The organism is Cytobacillus sp., from assembly GCF_032154635.1.
Classification (GTDB): Bacteria; Bacillota; Bacilli; order Bacillales; family Cytobacillaceae; genus Cytobacillus.
Genome location: NZ_JALDXW010000016.1, coordinates 1 through 17,185 on the forward strand (window position 1 = coordinate 1; position 17,185 = coordinate 17,185).

The 17,185-nt window shown below is 38.6% G+C and carries 15 protein-coding genes; 11 read left to right on the forward strand and 4 right to left on the reverse strand.

Going from position 1 to position 17,185, the window contains the following annotated elements; translation table 11 throughout:
• Positions 1-20: 20 nt before the first annotated feature.
• Positions 21-1,118: a M24 family metallopeptidase gene (locus RUH74_RS12685; RefSeq protein ID WP_313800682.1), complete on the reverse strand. Its 1,098-nt coding sequence runs from the start codon at positions 1,116-1,118 to the stop codon at positions 21-23.
• A gap of 236 nt (positions 1,119-1,354) precedes the next feature.
• On the opposite strand from RUH74_RS12685, the gene RUH74_RS12690 reads away from it, so the two are divergent.
• The 3 genes from RUH74_RS12690 to RUH74_RS12700 all read left to right on the forward strand — a co-directional run bounded on the left by RUH74_RS12690 (position 1,355) and on the right by RUH74_RS12700 (position 3,987).
• Entirely contained in the window at positions 1,355-2,035 is a 681-nt protein-coding gene (locus RUH74_RS12690) for a metal-dependent hydrolase (RefSeq protein WP_313800683.1), read from the forward strand.
• A 289-nt stretch (positions 2,036-2,324) separates the two neighbouring features.
• The gene (locus RUH74_RS12695) at positions 2,325-2,567 is read left to right on the forward strand and encodes a hypothetical protein (protein WP_313800684.1); all 243 of its coding nucleotides are present in this window, start codon (positions 2,325-2,327) and stop codon (positions 2,565-2,567) included.
• Between the two features lie 103 nt (positions 2,568-2,670).
• Entirely contained in the window at positions 2,671-3,987 is a 1,317-nt protein-coding gene (locus RUH74_RS12700; protein WP_313800685.1) for a CBS domain-containing protein, read from the forward strand.
• Between the two features lie 50 nt (positions 3,988-4,037).
• Here the strand turns inward: RUH74_RS12700 and RUH74_RS12705 are convergent, their stop codons facing one another.
• Positions 4,038-4,334 (reverse strand): YtpI family protein, encoded by a 297-nt coding sequence (locus RUH74_RS12705; protein WP_313800686.1) that lies wholly within the window; start codon positions 4,332-4,334, stop codon positions 4,038-4,040.
• 265 nt (positions 4,335-4,599) lie between these two features.
• Here RUH74_RS12705 and RUH74_RS12710 point away from each other — a divergent pair, with 265 nt between their 5' ends.
• Positions 4,600-5,535 carry a DHH family phosphoesterase gene (locus tag RUH74_RS12710; RefSeq protein ID WP_313800687.1) on the forward strand — a complete coding sequence of 312 codons (936 nt, stop codon included), beginning with the start codon at positions 4,600-4,602 and terminating at the stop codon, positions 5,533-5,535.
• Between the two features lie 101 nt (positions 5,536-5,636).
• Here RUH74_RS12710 and ytrI read toward each other — a convergent pair whose 3' ends face one another.
• Positions 5,637-6,137 (reverse strand): sporulation membrane protein YtrI, encoded by a 501-nt coding sequence (ytrI, locus tag RUH74_RS12715; protein WP_313800688.1) that lies wholly within the window; start codon positions 6,135-6,137, stop codon positions 5,637-5,639.
• A complete protein-coding gene (gene ytrH, locus RUH74_RS12720) occupies positions 6,134-6,469 on the reverse strand; it encodes a sporulation membrane protein YtrH (protein ID WP_313800689.1) in 336 nt (111 codons plus the stop codon). Before ytrH ends, ytrI begins: the two co-directional genes overlap by 4 nt.
• A 188-nt stretch (positions 6,470-6,657) precedes the next feature.
• On the opposite strand from ytrH, the gene dnaE reads away from it, so the two are divergent.
• The 7 genes from dnaE to pyk all read left to right on the forward strand — a co-directional run bounded on the left by dnaE (position 6,658) and on the right by pyk (position 17,183).
• A complete protein-coding gene (dnaE, locus tag RUH74_RS12725) occupies positions 6,658-10,020 on the forward strand; it encodes a DNA polymerase III subunit alpha (RefSeq protein WP_313800690.1) in 3,363 nt (1,120 codons plus the stop codon).
• 182 nt (positions 10,021-10,202) lie between these two features.
• Positions 10,203-11,441: an NADP-dependent malic enzyme gene (gene ystJ, locus RUH74_RS12730; RefSeq protein ID WP_313800691.1), complete on the forward strand. Its 1,239-nt coding sequence runs from the start codon at positions 10,203-10,205 to the stop codon at positions 11,439-11,441.
• A 9-nt stretch (positions 11,442-11,450) separates the two neighbouring features.
• Positions 11,451-12,074 (forward strand): FadR/GntR family transcriptional regulator, encoded by a 624-nt coding sequence (locus tag RUH74_RS12735; protein WP_313800692.1) that lies wholly within the window; start codon positions 11,451-11,453, stop codon positions 12,072-12,074.
• Positions 12,075-12,289: 215 nt separating this feature from the next.
• Positions 12,290-13,099 (forward strand): acetyl-CoA carboxylase, carboxyltransferase subunit beta, encoded by an 810-nt coding sequence (gene accD / locus RUH74_RS12740; RefSeq protein ID WP_313800766.1) that lies wholly within the window; start codon positions 12,290-12,292, stop codon positions 13,097-13,099.
• Positions 13,093-14,070 (forward strand): acetyl-CoA carboxylase carboxyl transferase subunit alpha, encoded by a 978-nt coding sequence (gene accA / locus RUH74_RS12745; RefSeq protein WP_313800693.1) that lies wholly within the window; start codon positions 13,093-13,095, stop codon positions 14,068-14,070. Before accD ends, accA begins: the two co-directional genes overlap by 7 nt.
• A 304-nt stretch (positions 14,071-14,374) precedes the next feature.
• Positions 14,375-15,334, forward strand: a complete 960-nt coding sequence (pfkA, locus tag RUH74_RS12750; RefSeq protein ID WP_313800694.1) for a 6-phosphofructokinase — start codon at positions 14,375-14,377, stop codon at positions 15,332-15,334.
• Between the two features lie 88 nt (positions 15,335-15,422).
• Positions 15,423-17,183, forward strand: a complete 1,761-nt coding sequence (gene pyk / locus RUH74_RS12755; protein ID WP_313800695.1) for a pyruvate kinase — start codon at positions 15,423-15,425, stop codon at positions 17,181-17,183.
• Positions 17,184-17,185 lie beyond the last annotated feature (2 nt).

Consider the following 17,185-nt stretch of genomic DNA (forward strand, 5'->3'; position numbering starts at 1 on the left):
GCATGACAGCTTTTTTAATTTTACCGAATGATTTGAAGTTCTTTTGGAAATTTAGTTAAGATTTTTACCCCATCTTTTGTTACAGCTAAATCATCCTCAATTCGAACACCAGCTACCTGTGGTACATAAATGCCGGGTTCGATTGTAAACACCATACCTTCTTCAAGTAAAAGAGGGTTTGTTTCTGTTAAAGATGGATACTCATGAACACTTATACCTAGCCCATGTCCAAGACGATGAGGGAAATACTCACCATAACCAGCTTCTGCAATAATGTTTCTAGCTGTTAAGTCAATTTTAGAGCAGGCGATGCCTGGCTTACTTGCTTCAACAGCCGCAAGCTGTGCTTTTAAAACGGTATCATATATTTCCTTTTGTTTATCATTTATATCCCCATAAGCCACTGTACGAGTAATATCAGAGCAGTATCCATTCCAAACAACGCCTAAATCAAATAGGACAAGATCACCCTTTTGAATCTTCGTCATTCCTGGAGTACCGTGGGGAGAAGCCCCGTTTGCACCAGTTAATACCATGGTGGAGAATGACATTTCATTTACGCCTTTTTTCTTTAAGGCAAATTCAATAGCTGCTAGCACATCAAGCTCTGTTTTGCCTTCCTTGATTTCTGCACACCCTGTTTCAATGGCGAAATCAGCTAATGCACATGCCTCACGAATAATTTCAAGCTCTTTCTCATCCTTCACCATACGAAGCTTTCTTAACTTTTCTTCTGCAGAGACAAATGAAGCCCCATTGAATAGGCTGGAGATTGCTTCGTACCGTTCAACGTTCATATGTTCCTTTTCAATCGCAACTTTAGAAACTTTTGATATTCTATTTTCGATTGCCTTATGTATAAACTCCCAAGGATTGTCAATGTCGCTATATCCGATAATCTCATTGTCCCAGCCAGCATTTTTTGCATCTGGTTTTTCCATTGCTGGGCATACAAGGAATGGCTCTTCCTCTTGAAAAACGGCTAAGCCAAGAAGCCTTTCATGAGGATCGCTCAAAAAACCGCTAAAATAAAATACATTTTCAGGTGCTGTAATAAAGCAAACCTGTATATCGTTTTCTCTCATCCATTCAGATAGCTTCTTTAATCGTGTGTTCACGGATTTAACCCCCTAATGTTTATATCAAAGACTATGTTAACTTTAGCTATTGTTAAAAAAGGTTTAGTGCACTAACATGATGTTTAACAAAGCTATATAAAAAGAGTAGCAACTAACGATTAAAAAGTAAACTTTTAGAACCGTTTGTAAAAAGGGAATGGCTTTTAAAGGCAGGAGAAAATGAATTCTTCGTTGAAGTAAACTACTGTAATAGAAGATTAGAAAGGGGAATAGAAATGAAGGTATCCTATCATGGACATTCTGTTGTAAAAATTGAATCAAACGGGAAGATAATTTTATTTGATCCATTTATTAAAGGAAATGATTTAACAGACTTAAAGGTGGACGAAGTGAAGCCAGATGTTATTATCGTCACGCATGGGCATGGTGATCATCTCGGTGATACAGTTGAATTGGCAAAGAAAAATAATTCATTAGTTATTGCGAATTTTGAACTTGCTACTTATTTAAGCTGGCAAGGTCTGAATACGCATGGGATGAGTATTGGCGGTGCATATGAATTTGATTTCGGCAAGGTCAAGCTGACACCTGCTTTTCATGGGACAGGTTTAGAAACGGAGAATAATGAAATTATTTATCTCGGCATGCCTGCAGGAGTGCTTTTAACAATCGAGGGCAAAACGCTTTACCACGCAGGGGATACAGGGCTATTTTCAGATATGAAGCTAATTGGAGATCGCCATCCAATTGATCTTGCCTTCCTGCCGATAGGCGACAATTTTACGATGGGTCCTGAGGATGCAGCATACGCTGCTAAGATTTTAGGAGCAAAAAAGGTCGTGCCTATTCACTTTAATACGTTCCCGCCAATAAAGCAGGATCCGCATCAATTTGTAAACATGCTGGATGAAGGCATTGGACAAGTGTTGCATGCAGGCGAAATCATTGAATTATAATGTTAGGGCACAGCTGAAATAAGAGCTGTGCTTTTTAAATAGTATCAGAATTTATAACTTTGGGGTTAGCGAATCGTCTAGCTCCAGTGCCTATGGCCTATCAAACTTCAGGTTTTCTCCGCAACGATTGCGTCAACATCAGTTCGCTCTCCTCACCGTGTTTCCTATATCTCAGCCGTTGCCCTTCTGCGTTTGTACGAACGATGACCAAGGCGCATGCACTTTTCTTATACATGATTTCAGCCTGTCCGCATAAATATTAATGAAGAAGTTTTAAGGAGGATTGTTGATGAATAAAAATCGGTATTTGCTATGCTTATTAGTTTGCGGCCTTCTTTTATATTACGCTGCTCCAAGGCTTGATGTTTTCAATGGAGGTCTTGCAGGAATATTTGCTATTTCTTGGCTTGTGTTTGCTCTCATTGTGATTGCAGGGAATTTGACCGCCTTGCTCTATTCTCCCAAAAATACAACAAGACATATAAAAATAAAAGAGAAAGTGACTAATAAAAAGAGGGCACGTTCCTTCTAATAGTAAATAAATATTATTAATGACATTTTCACAACGAATTGTAATTAAGGCGTTTTTAACCTTATAATGAAATTATAGGAATTATATAAAAAGGGTGAACGTCTTGGCTACGAAACATGAACAAATTTTACAATATATCGATCAATTGCCTGTAGGGGAAAAAATATCAGTTAGACAGATCGCCAAGGCACTGACAGTAAGTGAAGGAACGGCATACAGAGCCATTAAAGAGGCGGAAAATAAGGGATATGTCAGCACGATTGAACGTGTAGGAACCATCCGAATTGAGCGGAAGAAGAAGGAGAACATTGAAAAACTTACTTTTGCAGAGGTTGTAAATATTGTAGATGGTCAAGTATTAGGCGGAAGAGATGGCTTGCATAAAACTTTAAATAAGTTTGTCATCGGGGCGATGAAGCTTGAGGCGATGAGGAGATATACGGATGCTGGAAGTCTTTTAATCGTCGGCAATCGTACACAGGTACATGAGTTTGCACTAAAAGCTGGGGCTGCGGTTCTTATTACAGGAGGCTTTGATACAGATGATAGTGTGAAGAAATTAGCAGATGAACTGCAGTTGCCAATTATTTCAAGTAGCTATGACACATTTACGGTTGCAACGATGATTAATCGGGCGATCTATGACCAGTTAATAAAAAAGGAGATTGTTCTTGTAGAGGATATCCTAACTCCTGTTGAAGAAACCATTTGTGTAAAAACGACGGATAAGATCTATGATTGGCTAAAATATAATCGGGAAACACAGCATAGCAGATTTCCGGTTATTGATAAAAACTCAAAAGTCGTTGGCATGGTGACATCTAAAGATATTATGGGACATGATCCAAGCACGCCGATTGATAAAATCATGACAAAAAATCCAATGACGGTAGGAAGAAAGACGAGTGTCGCTTCATCCTCCCATATGATGGTTTGGGAAGGAATCGAGGTCCTGCCTGTTGTTGATGATTCAAATAGAATTGAAGGAATTATTAGCAGACAGGATGTACTAAAAGCTCTGCAAATGATTCAGCGTCAGCCCCAAGTTGGTGAAACAATAGATGATATTGTAACCAATCAGCTTGTCCTTACAAGCGGAAAGACGAAGGGAGAAGATGTATACGGCTGTGAGGTGACCCCGCAAATGACTAATCATTTGGGAACCATCTCATACGGTGTATTTACGACGATCGTCTCTGAAGCAGCTAGCCGTGTGTTAAGAAACTATAAAAAAGGGGATTTAGTCGTAGAAAATATGACTATCTATTTCCTGAAGCCTGTCCAAATTGAAAGCACGTTAGCTATTTATCCAAAAGTGCTCGAAGTTGGAAGAAAATTCGGTAAGGTTGATGTTGAGGTTTTTAATGAAGGGATTCTTGTTGGCAAAGCAATGATGATGTGCCAATTGATTGAAAGATAGGGAAAAATGAAAAGACGTTCCTAAATGGAGCGTCTTTAGCAATAAGATAATTAGGCTTCCTGTGCTTCTTTTGCTGCAAGCGGCAAATAATATTTGTAGGCTTTAAAGCCAGCATAGATGCTAAAGCCGCCTACCAGGATAAAAATACCAGCTATAATATAGGTTACCGTATTACCATTTAAAAATAACTGGTTTATACCGAAAAGAGCTACAAAAAGGCCAAGGGCTATACTTGATTTAGCGGAAATCCACTTTCTTTCTGCTGGTCTCTTGCTGCGGACATATTTGACTTTATAAACCAAGTAAAAAGCAAGTGAGATAACGATTAATATAACGAGAACAGGCATTTTATTACCTCCAAGATTCGACAATCTCATATTATTTTAACGTGAAACAGGAAAAATTGCTATTGGTAGCTATATATTTCTTTTCTTCTCTGTAAAAAGTAATTTGTTGATAGGCCTAATAAAACAGGCCATTATGGACGAAGTAATAACCAGCGCAGTGAAAATAGACCAGCCGACATTACATATGACCATGAATGTAGCTAAATAATACTTTTTTGACAGTAAAGTTCAATTGTAAACTAACTATTAAATAAAGGAGCAGAAAATGAAAGCGGAAATTTTAGAGGTTATTAAACAATATGAAACAATTATTATCCACCGGCATGTACGACCAGATCCCGATGCATATGGTTCACAGGGAGGGCTCGCCGAAATTTTGAAAGCATCCTTTCCGGAAAAAAATGTTTATACAGTTGGCAAAGAGGAAGAGACACTGCACTTCTTGCGCAGGATGGATGAGATTTCTGATGAAACATATAAAGGTGCGCTAGTGATTGTTTGTGATACGGCAAACGCTGAGCGTATTTGTGATACTCGCTATACTTTAGGTGATAAGCTAATAAAAATTGATCATCATCCCAACGTGGATGCATACGGAGATATGATGTGGGTCGATACAGATGCAAGTTCTGTCAGTGAAATGATCTATGAATTTTATTTATCAGGAAAAGAAAAAGGGCTGAAAATGTCTAATGAGGCGGCAAGGCTATTGTTTGCAGGCATTGTAGGAGATACTGGCCGCTTTCTTTTTCCAAGCACATCAGAAAAAACATTCGCTTATGCGGGAGAGTTAATCCATTATAAATTCTCACGGACGGAGCTATTTGATAAAATGTATGAATTATCTCCGAATGTCGTTAAATTAAATGGCTATGTTCTTCTAAATTTTGAAATGAAACAAAATGGTGCAGCTGCCATGGTATTAAGAAAGGAATTGCTTAAGGAGTTTCAAGTAAAGGCTTCTGAAGCTTCCCTTCTTGTCGGTTCTTTAGGCAATATTGCTGGAATAAATGCATGGGTATTCTTTATTGAAGAAGAGGACCAAATTCGTGTGAGGCTTCGTTCAAAAGGCCCGATTATTAATGACATCGCACGAAATTATAATGGCGGTGGACATCCGCTTGCCGCAGGAGCTTCTATTTATTCATGGGAGGACATGGACGCAGTAATTAAAGATTTAGAAGAAATTTGTAAAAAATAAAAATAGTTGATCAACAAACAATCAGTGGGGATGAAGGAGCACCCCGCTGATTGTAGCTTTACTTTATCTCTAGGCCGATTAGACATTTCAATCTTTAAAACTTAATCTAGCATAATTTCTAATTGAATGAATAGCGTGGTATAGATGACCATTTGTTTAACCTCAACCTTGTACCGCTTTTCATTTATCTTAATCGTTTTGTTTTCAATGATTCTCTCAATTAGCTCTCTGCTCTTATATACTGTATCAATATCCTTCGCCTTCATATTTAAGAGATCCTCTTTTATTTGATCTTCTATTTCAAATATACTATAAAGATCCAGCTTGTATTTATTACCATTTCCAATTTTTACTTTAATATCTTGTATGGTTAGCAGTTCACGATTCTTTTTATTGAGCGCTTTAAATTCTTCTTGCCATATTTCTTTTTCCTTATTTAATTCAGCAATAGTGTCTTCATGCTCTTTTATTTCCTTACTGTACTTCTCCTGCCACTCACCAAAAATATATAAGAAAATAAACCAGCTGATCATGCCGCCAATGGCAACACCAGCTAAAAAGCGCTGCCAAACAGGCTGTCGATAATGCGGCGGAATTCTCATGAAATATGCTCCTGTGTCAGCCAATTAATTAGCATTGCTCCGGTTTGCGCACCGCCGAACGCAGATAAAATAAGGAGAAATTGCTTGAAAATATCCTTTGTTTCTCCTTGGAGAACCCCTTTTTCAAAGCTATATAATGTATCAAATGTACCCCCAATCGCAGCGATAATGGCCCAAATTCGAATAATATTAGAAATTCGATAGGCCTCTGTCAAAGGAGGTTTTCCTGTTAGGAAAGCGGACAGGCTGCCAATAATGGAACCGCCGATTAGCACACCGAGTGCAATAAAATAACTATCAAATAATGTTGCAAAAAAAGGCTGGATCTTCATGACATCCTTCCTTACTAGAGATTTATTCGTTAGTAAGATTAACGATTACTTCATCATATGGACAAACCGTTCATAATATGTTTATTTGTTTTATCCTTTTTGTATACGATAAAAAAGAGAACGTATTTTCTTTTTTTATGGATGAGTCTTATAATAGAAAAAGTAGAAGAAATAAGGGTGTGAGAGATGTGTCATTTATTCACCTTCATGTATATAGTGCATATAGCTTGCTAACAAGTACAGCAACGGTTGAGCAGCTAGTAGCGGATGCAAAACGAAAAGGGTTCGGCTCACTTGCATTAACCGATCGAAACGTGATGTACGGGACTGTTGCTTTTTATAAGGAATGTTTAAAGCAATCGATCAAACCCATTTTAGGATTGACGGTTGATGTGATTAGCGAACAAGCCACTGAAATGTCATTTCCAATTGTTCTCCTAGCAAAAAATCAAGTTGGATTTCAAAATCTATTAAAAATAACAAGTGTTGTCCAAACGAAATCCCAAGAAGGAATTCCGATGAAATGGCTAAAAGCATATTCTGATGGTTTAATAGCCGTCAGTCCAGGAATGGAAGGAGAAATTGAATACCATTTAGTTCATGATGAATACGTAAAGGCAAAAAATGCAGCAGCTAAGTATATACAAATTTTCGATAGAAATCATTTTTATCTTTCGCTGCAAAACCACCAAATTGATGAGGAGAAGAAAATCCTTAATGGTATTGATACACTCGCCAATGAAATGAACATACAGCTAGCCGTTTCCAATCAGGTGTACTATTTATCTAAGGAAGATGCCTTTGCACAGGAATGCTTATTAGCAATCAAAAATGGTGTGAAGCTACAGGATGAGGATAGGGAAAGGCTAAAGAACGACGAATATTATTTGAAAGACGCACAAGAAATGGTTGAGTTATTTACGGGGTATCCAGATGCATTGGAGAATACGATCAAAATTGCCGAGCGATGTAATGTTCTGCTGGAGCTTCACCAGCAGAATCTGCCAAAGTACCCAGTTGCAAAGAATCAAACAGCTGATCAGCTTCTTGAAGAGGTGTGCTGGGCAGGGTTTAAGGAAAGATATCGCCATGCAACAGAAGAGCATTATGAGCGGTTAAAATATGAGCTTCAGATTATTAAAAAGATGAAGTTTAGTGATTACTTCTTAATAGTATGGGACTTTATGAAGTTTTCAAAGGAGAACGGGATTTTAACTGGTCCTGGTCGGGGCTCGGCAGCTGGGTCAATGGTTGCGTTTGTTTTGCATATAACGGACGTAGACCCAATAGAATATCAGCTTTTATTCGAAAGATTCCTGAATCCTGAACGAATCTCAATGCCGGATATTGATATTGATTTTCCTGATCACCGAAGGGATGAAGTCATTAAGTATGTTTCTGAGAAATATGGAGAGCTTCACGTTGCACAAATCATAACGTTTGGCACACTTGCAGCTAAAGCAGCATTGCGTGATGTAGGCAGAGCTTTCGGATTAAATCCAAAAGAGCTTGATAATCTATCAAGAAAAATTCCATCTAGGGTTGGTATCACTTTAAAAGATGCTTATAAAGAGTCGGACTTATTAAGAATGTTTATTGCTGAATCGAGCTTAAACCGGAGGCTGTTTGAAACAGCCCTTAAGCTTGAAGGATTGCCACGACATACATCCACACATGCCGCTGGCGTTGTCATAAGTGAGAAACCGCTAGTTAGTGTAATCCCAATTCAAAGTGGACACGACAATGTGTATTTGACACAATATTCGATGGAACATCTTGAAGATGTTGGTTTATTGAAAATGGATTTTCTGGGACTGCGTAATTTAACCTTAATTGAAAATATTTTAACGTCAATTCATAAAAAGACAGGCAAGAAACTCGAAGTGAATTCCATTCCGCTTCACGATAAGGCTACTTTTGAATTATTAAGCCGTGCGGAAACAACTGGCATTTTTCAACTTGAGTCAGACGGAATGAGAAAAGTATTAAAAAAACTTCGCCCGAACACTTTTGAAGATATTGTCGCGGTAAATGCTTTATACCGGCCAGGGCCGATGGAAAACATCCCTCATTTCATAGATAGAAAGCATGGGAATAAACAAGTTGAATATCCTCACCCAGACCTTATTCCAATTCTTAAAAACACGTATGGTGTCATTGTCTATCAGGAGCAAATTATGCAAATAGCTGCAACAATGGCAGGATTTACACTTGGTGAAGCTGATTTGCTGCGGCGTGCCGTTAGTAAGAAACAAAAGGAAGTGCTAGACCGAGAACGAGGACATTTTGTTGGTGGTGCTTTGGAAAAAGGATATGGCGAGAAAACAGCAAATGAAATATATGATTTAATTGTCCGTTTTGCTAATTATGGCTTCAATCGAAGCCATGCTGTTGCGTATAGTCTCATTTCCTATCAGCTAGCCTACTTAAAAGCGCATTATCCGCTATATTTTATGGCCGCTCTTCTAACATCGGCTATCGGAAATGAGGGGAAAGTCTCTCAATATATTAGAGAATTGAAGCAAATGAATCTTAAGATTTTGTCCCCTTCCATTAACAGCAGCGGTTATTCATTTTTAGTAGAAAAGGATGCCATTAGATATAGCTTAGCTGCGATTAAAGGGCTTGGAGCAGCGGTGCTGAAAGAGATTTTCCAATCAAGGAAGAGTAAAAGGTTTCATGATCTGTTTGATTTTTGCATTCGAGTTTCATCCAAAGCAGCTAATCGGAAAATTATAGAGGCACTCATCCATTCAGGAAGCTTCGATGAATTTGGGGAAGATCGTGCTGTTTTGCTTGCAACAGTAGATGCAGCAATCGACCATGCGCAATTAATGAAAACGGATGATGAGCATTTTGATTTTCTTTCTGAGGCTGACTTTTTTCCAAAGCCTAAATATACAAAGGTTGACCCGATTCCAACGAAGGAAAAACTTGCTTTTGAAAAAGAGGTTCTTGGATTCTTTCTATCCAATCATCCCGTTTCGATTTATACGGGAAAATTTTCAATTTTGGGCGCGACCCCACTATGTGAACTGCAGCCTTCCATTAAAAGAGGGAAGTCCGTTGTCTATCTAACAGAAGTAAAGAAGATTCGTACGAAAAAAGGGGTACCGATGGCGTTTTTATCTATTAGTGATGAGACGGATGAGATGGAAGCAGTGGTATTTCCAGACGTGTTTAATCGCTTCTCCAATTATATAAAACAGGGAAATCTCCTTTTTATCGAAGGGAAGATCGAAACAAGAGAAGGGAAACGCCAATTTATCATTCAATCGATGGATGAAGTCCAAGCAGCAATTGAAAAGGAAGAAAATAAAGCACCGTCTTTATATTTGAAAATTACCAAAGAGCATGAAAATGCAGAACTACTTTATGGGTTAAAAAGGTTATTTCGACAAAATGAAGGAAAAAGCCAAGTGGTTATATTTTATGAAAGCTCGAAAAAAAGCCTTCGGTTAGGTGAAGAGGATCTGGTAAATCCGTCTGCAAGTTTTATTGAAAAGCTGCAGGAAATACTAGGTGAAAATAATGTCATCCTCAAACGCTAGTACTTTACAACATCAACATTTGTGGTATATTTGTTAAGAAACGACTGGTCTGACCACCGTTCTAGAGGTGGCGTGTAGGTGGACGCAAGCGAGATGTTGCGAAATCAGCCCGCTGATTTCATTAATTGGGATGTTTAAGTTACTGCTTTGTACAAGCAGTTAATATAAGGAGTGAAAAATAGATGACTTTACGTGAAGAAGCACTTCATATGCATAGAATGAACAAAGGGAAATTAGAATCAAAATCTAAAGTAGAAGTAAAAAATGCCGCAGATTTAAGCTTAGCCTATTCCCCAGGTGTTGCTGAGCCGTGTAAGGAGATCTATGATAAGCCGGAAACAGTATATGAATATACAATGAAGGGTAACATGGTTGCTGTAGTTTCAGATGGTACTGCGGTGCTAGGCCTAGGAAATATTGGCCCTGAAGCAGCACTTCCAGTAATGGAAGGAAAGGCAGTTCTTTTTAAAAGCTTTGCAGGTGTGGATGCTTTTCCAATTTGTTTGAATACAACAGATATCGATAAAATCGTTGAAACGGTGAAAATGCTCGAACCAACTTTCGGTGGAGTCAATCTCGAAGATATTGCCGCTCCAAGATGCTTTGAAATTGAAGAGCGTCTAAAGAAAGAAGCAAACATTCCTGTTTTCCACGACGATCAGCATGGAACGGCCATTGTAACTGTTGCCGGTCTAGTAAATGCATTAAAGATTGTCGGCAAGAAAATGAATGAAATTCGTGTAGTTGCTAACGGTGCAGGGGCAGCAGGAATTGCTATTATTAAACTTCTATACACGTATGGAGTGCGTGACATTATCATGTGTGATCGAAAAGGGGCTATTTATGAAGGGCGCCCAGATGGAATGAACGATATTAAAAATGAAGTAGCCAAATACACAAATCGCGATAATGCAAAAGGAAGTCTTGCTGATGTCATTAAAGGTGCAGATGTATTTATCGGTGTTTCAGCTGCAGGTTCATTAACTGCTGAAATGGTTCAGACAATGAATCAGGATCCGATTATTTTTGCAATGGCTAATCCAACACCTGAAATTATGCCGGAAGAAGCAAAAGCAGCCGGAGCCTCTGTGATCGGAACGGGAAGATCTGATTTTCCTAACCAAGTGAATAATGTTCTTGCATTCCCTGGAATTTTCCGCGGTGCTTTAGATGTTAGAGCAACACATATCAATGAAAAAATGAAAATTGCTGCAGTCGAGGCAATTGCAAGCTTAGTAAAAGATGAAGAATTACATGCTGACTATGTCATTCCTGCGCCGTTTGATCCAAGAGTAGCTCCTGAAGTAGCAGCAGCAGTAGCAAAAGCAGCAATGGAAACAGGTGTTGCTAGGATTAAAGTAAATCCCGATGAGATTAAAGAAAAAACAAGAAAACTATCTGTTATTGGGAAAAGTGAGTGATCCATTAACGTGAGCCAGTCTCAAAAAGACACAAAGATTTATATTGAAATTGTAAAAGAGCTTAGGCTTATGATTGAAAGAAATAATTTAAAGCCTGGTGATAAATTACCTTCTGAACGTGAACTGTCTGAGCGCCTAAATGTGGGGCGCTCGTCCGTTCGTGAAGCACTCAGGGCGCTTGAGCTTCTTGGTCTCATTGAGACGAGGAGGGGGGAAGGGACATATATCCGCGATTATGGCGGACATCAGCTCGTACAGTTACTAAGTACATTTATCCTCCAGGATGAGAATGCAAAACGAGATATCATTGAAACAAAATATTTAATTGAGTTAGATTGCTTATGGCTAAATCTTCATAAGACATCTAACGATCAGCTGCAAGAATTCAAAAGCTGGGCTGAGACAGCTTCATATACCGATGATGAATTTTTTTTAAAGGTCGTTCGATTAACCGAAAATCATTTATTCCTTAGAATGTGGATAATATTAAAAGACTATTATAATTCCTTGCATCTGGATCAAATGGTTCCATCAAAAGAGGAGTATGTGCAATTAGTTGACATGTTGATAACCAGGAAAGAGTCACTAGTAGGGAACGCATATAAAACATTAAGAAAATTGTCGAAGATTTAACGACAATTTTTTGCACATTTTGTAACAGTTTTATTTTATATTGAATAGGATAGACGAGCCACTCTTGATTATAACGATGGATATTCAGGGGTATTATTTTTCATAGAGGTGGTCTGACCACTTTTAAATATGATCGAACGTTACAGGGAGGTTTCACTTTGCTGAAAGTTTTTACAAAAACCAAAAAGAAAAAATATGCCACAATCCCTTCGGAAATGGCAAAGCATGATGTTCCCGAAGGAATTATGACAAAATGTCCTAATTGTAAAAAAATCATGTATACAAAAGAACTTGTTAAAAATTTAAAAGTATGTTTTCATTGCCAATACCATCATTCAATGAACTCAAAAGAGCGTTTAGCTAGCTTCCTTGATGAAAATAGTTTTGAAGAATTGAATGCTGGTATGATTTCAGAAAATCCGTTGAACTTTCCAGATTATCTTGAAAAGCTTGAAAAGGATAGAAAGAAAACGGAAATTAATGAAGCGGTTGTAACAGGAATAGGCACAGTTGATGGACAATCTATCGTTGTGGCTGTAATGGATTCTACCTTCCGAATGGGAAGTATGGGGTCTGTTGTAGGAGAAAAAATTACACTGGCTATTGAGAAAGCGGATGAGTTATCCGTTCCTTTTATCATATTTACTGCCTCTGGCGGCGCAAGAATGCAAGAAGGCGTTCTTAGCTTAATGCAAATGGCCAAAACAAGTGTTGCCTTAAAAAGATTTAGTGATCATGGTGGATTAATTATCTCCATCATGACACATCCGACGACTGGAGGCGTATCTGCAAGCTTCGCTTCTCTAGGTGACTATAATTTAGCTGAACCGGGTGCATTAATTGGCTTTGCAGGCAGAAGGATTATTGAACAAACGATTCGAGAGGAATTACCAGAGGATTTCCAGACTGCCGAGTTTCTATTAAAGCACGGGCAGTTAGATGCTGTGATATCCAGACTAGAGCTGAAAGAAAAGATTGCTACTATTTTATCTATACATCAACAAGGTGGTGACCTCGAATGGTAGGAGAGCTTGAATTTGAAAAACCGGTGATTGAACTTAGAAAGAAAATAGCGGAGCTTAAGGATTTTACTATGGATGCAGATGTCGATCTATCTTCTGAAATAGAAAAGCTGGAAGCTCGGTTAGAAAAGTTAGAAGCAGATATTTATGATCATATGAAGCCTTGGGATCGGGTGCAAATTGCTCGTCATCCAGGACGCCCAACAACTTTAGATTACATTTCCCTTCTTTTTACTGATTTCTTTGAATGCCATGGGGATCGGACATATGGCGATGATGAGGCAATCGTCGGGGGAATTGCAAAGTATAAGGGATTGCCTGTTACTGTAATTGGTCATCAAAGAGGAAAGGATACGAAAGAGAATATCCGCAGAAACTTTGGAATGCCACATCCCGAAGGCTACCGAAAAGCGCTAAGACTTATGAAACAGGCAGATAAATTTAAAAGGCCGATCATTTGCTTTATCGATACGAAGGGAGCCTACCCTGGTAAAGCAGCAGAGGAGCGGGGGCAGAGTGAAGCAATCGCACGCAATTTATTTGAAATGGCCAGTTTAAAAGTACCTGTTGTCTGTATTGTGATCGGAGAAGGAGGAAGTGGAGGAGCATTAGCACTTGGAGTCGGCAACCATATTCACATGCTAGAAAACTCCACATACTCTGTTATTTCGCCAGAGGGAGCAGCCGCAATTTTATGGAAGGATGCTGGACAAGCAAAGAAGGCCGCCGAGAGCATGAAAATTACTGCACCTGATTTGAAAGAATTAGGAATAGTTGATGAAATTATTCCAGAAGTAAAAGGTGGAGCACATAAAGATGTAAAAGCACAGGCAGAAGAAATGGATGCCATTCTTTATAAATCACTTAAGGAGCTTCGAGGGCTGAGTGAGGAGCAGTTAGTTTCTCATCGATATGATAAATACAAATCGATTGGTGAGCACTCCTTTATAAAGGAGTTTATTGGTGTAAATTAAAAGCGTGCTTGGAGCACGCTTTTCTTTTGTGAAAAGGAGTAAGAATTTTTTGTGTTTTTTCATGCTTCTTCATTCACTTTTTTTACGTATTGCCTTCATTAAGTTGTGATAGCTGTTTCTTCATGGTATTTTAATAAGTAGAAGAAATATATACCTATATGCTAATAAAATGGGATGCTTATTCATTACGAAAAAATAGAGCTTGTTTAGCTTATAATTAAGATGGTATGAATAATCAAACGAATTAAATTAATAGGTGAATGGCCTACATAAGGAATTGGGAAATATTTTCGAGGTGATCCATTTGAAAAGAATTGGTGTACTGACAAGCGGGGGAGATTCTCCAGGTATGAATGCAGCTGTTCGAGCAGTTGTTCGGAAGGCAATCTATCATAATGTGGAAATTTATGGAGTGTATGGCGGATATGCAGGCTTAATTAGTGGAAATATTAAAAAGCTTGAATTAGGTTCTGTTGGAGATATTATTCATCGTGGCGGTACGATTCTCTATTCAGCAAGATGCGAAGAATTTAGAACGAAAGAAGGCCAGCAAAAAGGGATTGAGCAATTAAAAAAGCATGGAATTGAAGGGCTTGTAGTCATTGGCGGAGATGGATCGTACCGGGGGGCAAAAGCTTTAACTGAACAAGGATTTCCATGCTCAGGTGTGCCTGGAACAATAGATAATGATATCGAAGGTACACAGTTTACCATTGGATTTGATACAGCCTTAAACACGGTTATTGATGCGATCGATAAAATTCGTGATACGGCAACCTCTCACGAACGAATATTTATCATTGAAGTTATGGGAAGAAATGCAGGAGATATAGCACTTTGGTCAGGACTTGCGGGTGGTGCGGAAACGATATTGATTCCGGAAGAAAATTATAATATGGATGAAATTGCTACTCGATTAGTGAAGGGGCATGAACGCGGCAAGAAACATAGCATTATTATTGTTGCTGAAGGTGTATCAAGCGGCATGGAATTTGCGAAAGAGCTTGAAGAAGCAACTAATTTTGATACAAGGGTATCTGTTTTAGGCCATATGCAGCGCGGTGGTTCTCCTACTGCATTTGACCGCGTCCTAGCTAGTCGTTTAGGTGCACGAGCCGTAGAGCTTTTGCTGGAAGGCAAAGGAGGACGTGCCGTCGGAATTGTAAATAATCAGGTTGTTGACCATGATATTATTGATATTCTCGACAAAGAGCATGTAATCGATATGGATTTATACAAATTATCACAAGAGCTTTCTATATAATTTGAATGGAAAGCAAGAATAAAACCAGATAACTGTCTAGTATCAAGATAATAGACGTTTTTCGCTTTTCTAATGAGGAGGAGTAAGTATGCGTAAAACCAAGATTGTATGTACGATTGGCCCGGCTAGTGAGAGTGTAGAAAAATTAATTCAACTTATTGAAGCTGGTATGAATGTTGCCCGCTTGAATTTTTCACATGGGAATTTTGAAGAACATGGGATGCGAATTCAAAATATTAGGGAAGCAGCAAAACGAACAGGAAAAACAATTGCTATCTTATTGGATACAAAGGGACCAGAAATTCGCACACATAATATGAAAAATGATGCGCTTGAATTAATTGCTGGAAACGATATTATCGTTTCCATGAATGAAGTAGAGGGGACGACAGAGAAATTTTCTGTTACATATGCAGGATTAATTGATGATATTCACATTGGTTCAAAGATTTTGCTAGATGATGGACTAATTGGTCTTGAAGTGACAAAAATTGACCATGAAACGAAAGAAATCTATACGAAAATACTAAATACCGGTACATTGAAAAATAAAAAGGGTGTGAACGTGCCAGGTGTATCTGTCAATTTACCGGGTATTACTGAAAAAGATGCAAAAGACATTCTTTTTGGGATTGAACAAGAAATTGATTTCATCGCTGCCTCCTTTGTTCGAAGAGCGTCAGATGTATTAGAAATTAGACAGCTTTTAGAAGAGAATAATGCTTCGCATATTCATATTATCCCAAAAATTGAGAATCAGGAAGGCGTCGATAAAATCGATGAAATTCTCGAGGTTTCAGACGGCTTGATGGTTGCGAGGGGAGATCTTGGGGTTGAAATACCAGCTGAAGAAGTACCATTAGTTCAAAAGAAATTAATTAAAAAATGTAACGCTCAAGGAAAGCCGGTTATTACTGCGACGCAAATGCTCGATTCTATGCAGCGTAATCCTCGCCCGACCCGCGCGGAAGCAAGCGATGTTGCGAACGCTATATTTGATGGGACAGATGCGATTATGCTTTCAGGCGAAACAGCTGCTGGAACATACCCTGTTGAGGCTGTTCAAACAATGCATAATATTGCATCACGGGCGGAATCTGCACTAGCTCATAAAGAAATTTTATCTAACCGCAGTAAAGATAACGAACATAATATTACCGATGCAATTGGCCAATCTGTTGCCCATACGGCTTTAAATTTAGATGTAGATGCGATTATAACTCCGACTGAAAGTGGTCATACAGCAAGAATGATTTCTAAATATCGCCCTAAGGCACCAATTGTTGCTGTTACATCTTATGATTATGTATCACGCCGACTTGCATTAGTTTGGGGTGTATATACGTGCATTGGCAAAAAGGCAATAACTACAGATGATATGCTAGATACAGCAGTAGAAGAAAGCTTAAATAGCGGAATTGTTTCATCCGGTGATTTAGTTGTTATAACTGCAGGTGTACCAGTGGGTGAGGCAGGGACGACAAATCTTATGAAAATTCATGTAGTAGGCGACATTCTTGCTAAAGCACAGGGGATTGGCCGTAAGTCTGCTTTTGGAAAGGTCGTAATTGCACGTAATGCTGAAGAAGCTTTAGCTAAAGTAAATGAAGGCTCGATTTTAGTAACAATTGGATCGGATCGTGATATGGTTCCTGCAATTGAAAAATGCAGTGCACTAATTACTGAAGAAGGCGGACTGACAAGCCATGCGGCAGTCGTAGGTTTAAATGTAGGGATTCCAGTAATCGTTGGTGTTGAAAATGCCACAACCTTACTAAAAGACGGACAGGAAATTACTGTTGACTCTAATCGTGGTGTTATCTACAATGGGCATGCAAGTGTTCTATAAAT

What these genes read in the sequence shown, in the direction of transcription:
- RUH74_RS12690 (WP_313800683.1), top strand. Translation starts at nt 1,355, where the DNA reads ATGAAGGTATCCTATCATGGACATTCTGTTGTAAAAATTGAATCAAAC.
- RUH74_RS12695 (WP_313800684.1), top strand. Translation starts at nt 2,325, where the DNA reads ATGAATAAAAATCGGTATTTGCTATGCTTATTAGTTTGCGGCCTTCTT.
- RUH74_RS12705 (WP_313800686.1), bottom strand. Translation starts at nt 4,334, where the DNA reads ATGCCTGTTCTCGTTATATTAATCGTTATCTCACTTGCTTTTTACTTG.
- RUH74_RS12710 (WP_313800687.1), top strand. Translation starts at nt 4,600, where the DNA reads ATGAAAGCGGAAATTTTAGAGGTTATTAAACAATATGAAACAATTATT.
- ytrI (WP_313800688.1), bottom strand. Translation starts at nt 6,137, where the DNA reads ATGAGAATTCCGCCGCATTATCGACAGCCTGTTTGGCAGCGCTTTTTA.
- ytrH (WP_313800689.1), bottom strand. Translation starts at nt 6,469, where the DNA reads ATGAAGATCCAGCCTTTTTTTGCAACATTATTTGATAGTTATTTTATT.
- ystJ (WP_313800691.1), top strand. Translation starts at nt 10,203, where the DNA reads ATGACTTTACGTGAAGAAGCACTTCATATGCATAGAATGAACAAAGGG.
- accD (WP_313800766.1), top strand. Translation starts at nt 12,290, where the DNA reads ATGGCAAAGCATGATGTTCCCGAAGGAATTATGACAAAATGTCCTAAT.
- accA (WP_313800693.1), top strand. Translation starts at nt 13,093, where the DNA reads ATGGTAGGAGAGCTTGAATTTGAAAAACCGGTGATTGAACTTAGAAAG.
- pyk (WP_313800695.1), top strand. Translation starts at nt 15,423, where the DNA reads ATGCGTAAAACCAAGATTGTATGTACGATTGGCCCGGCTAGTGAGAGT.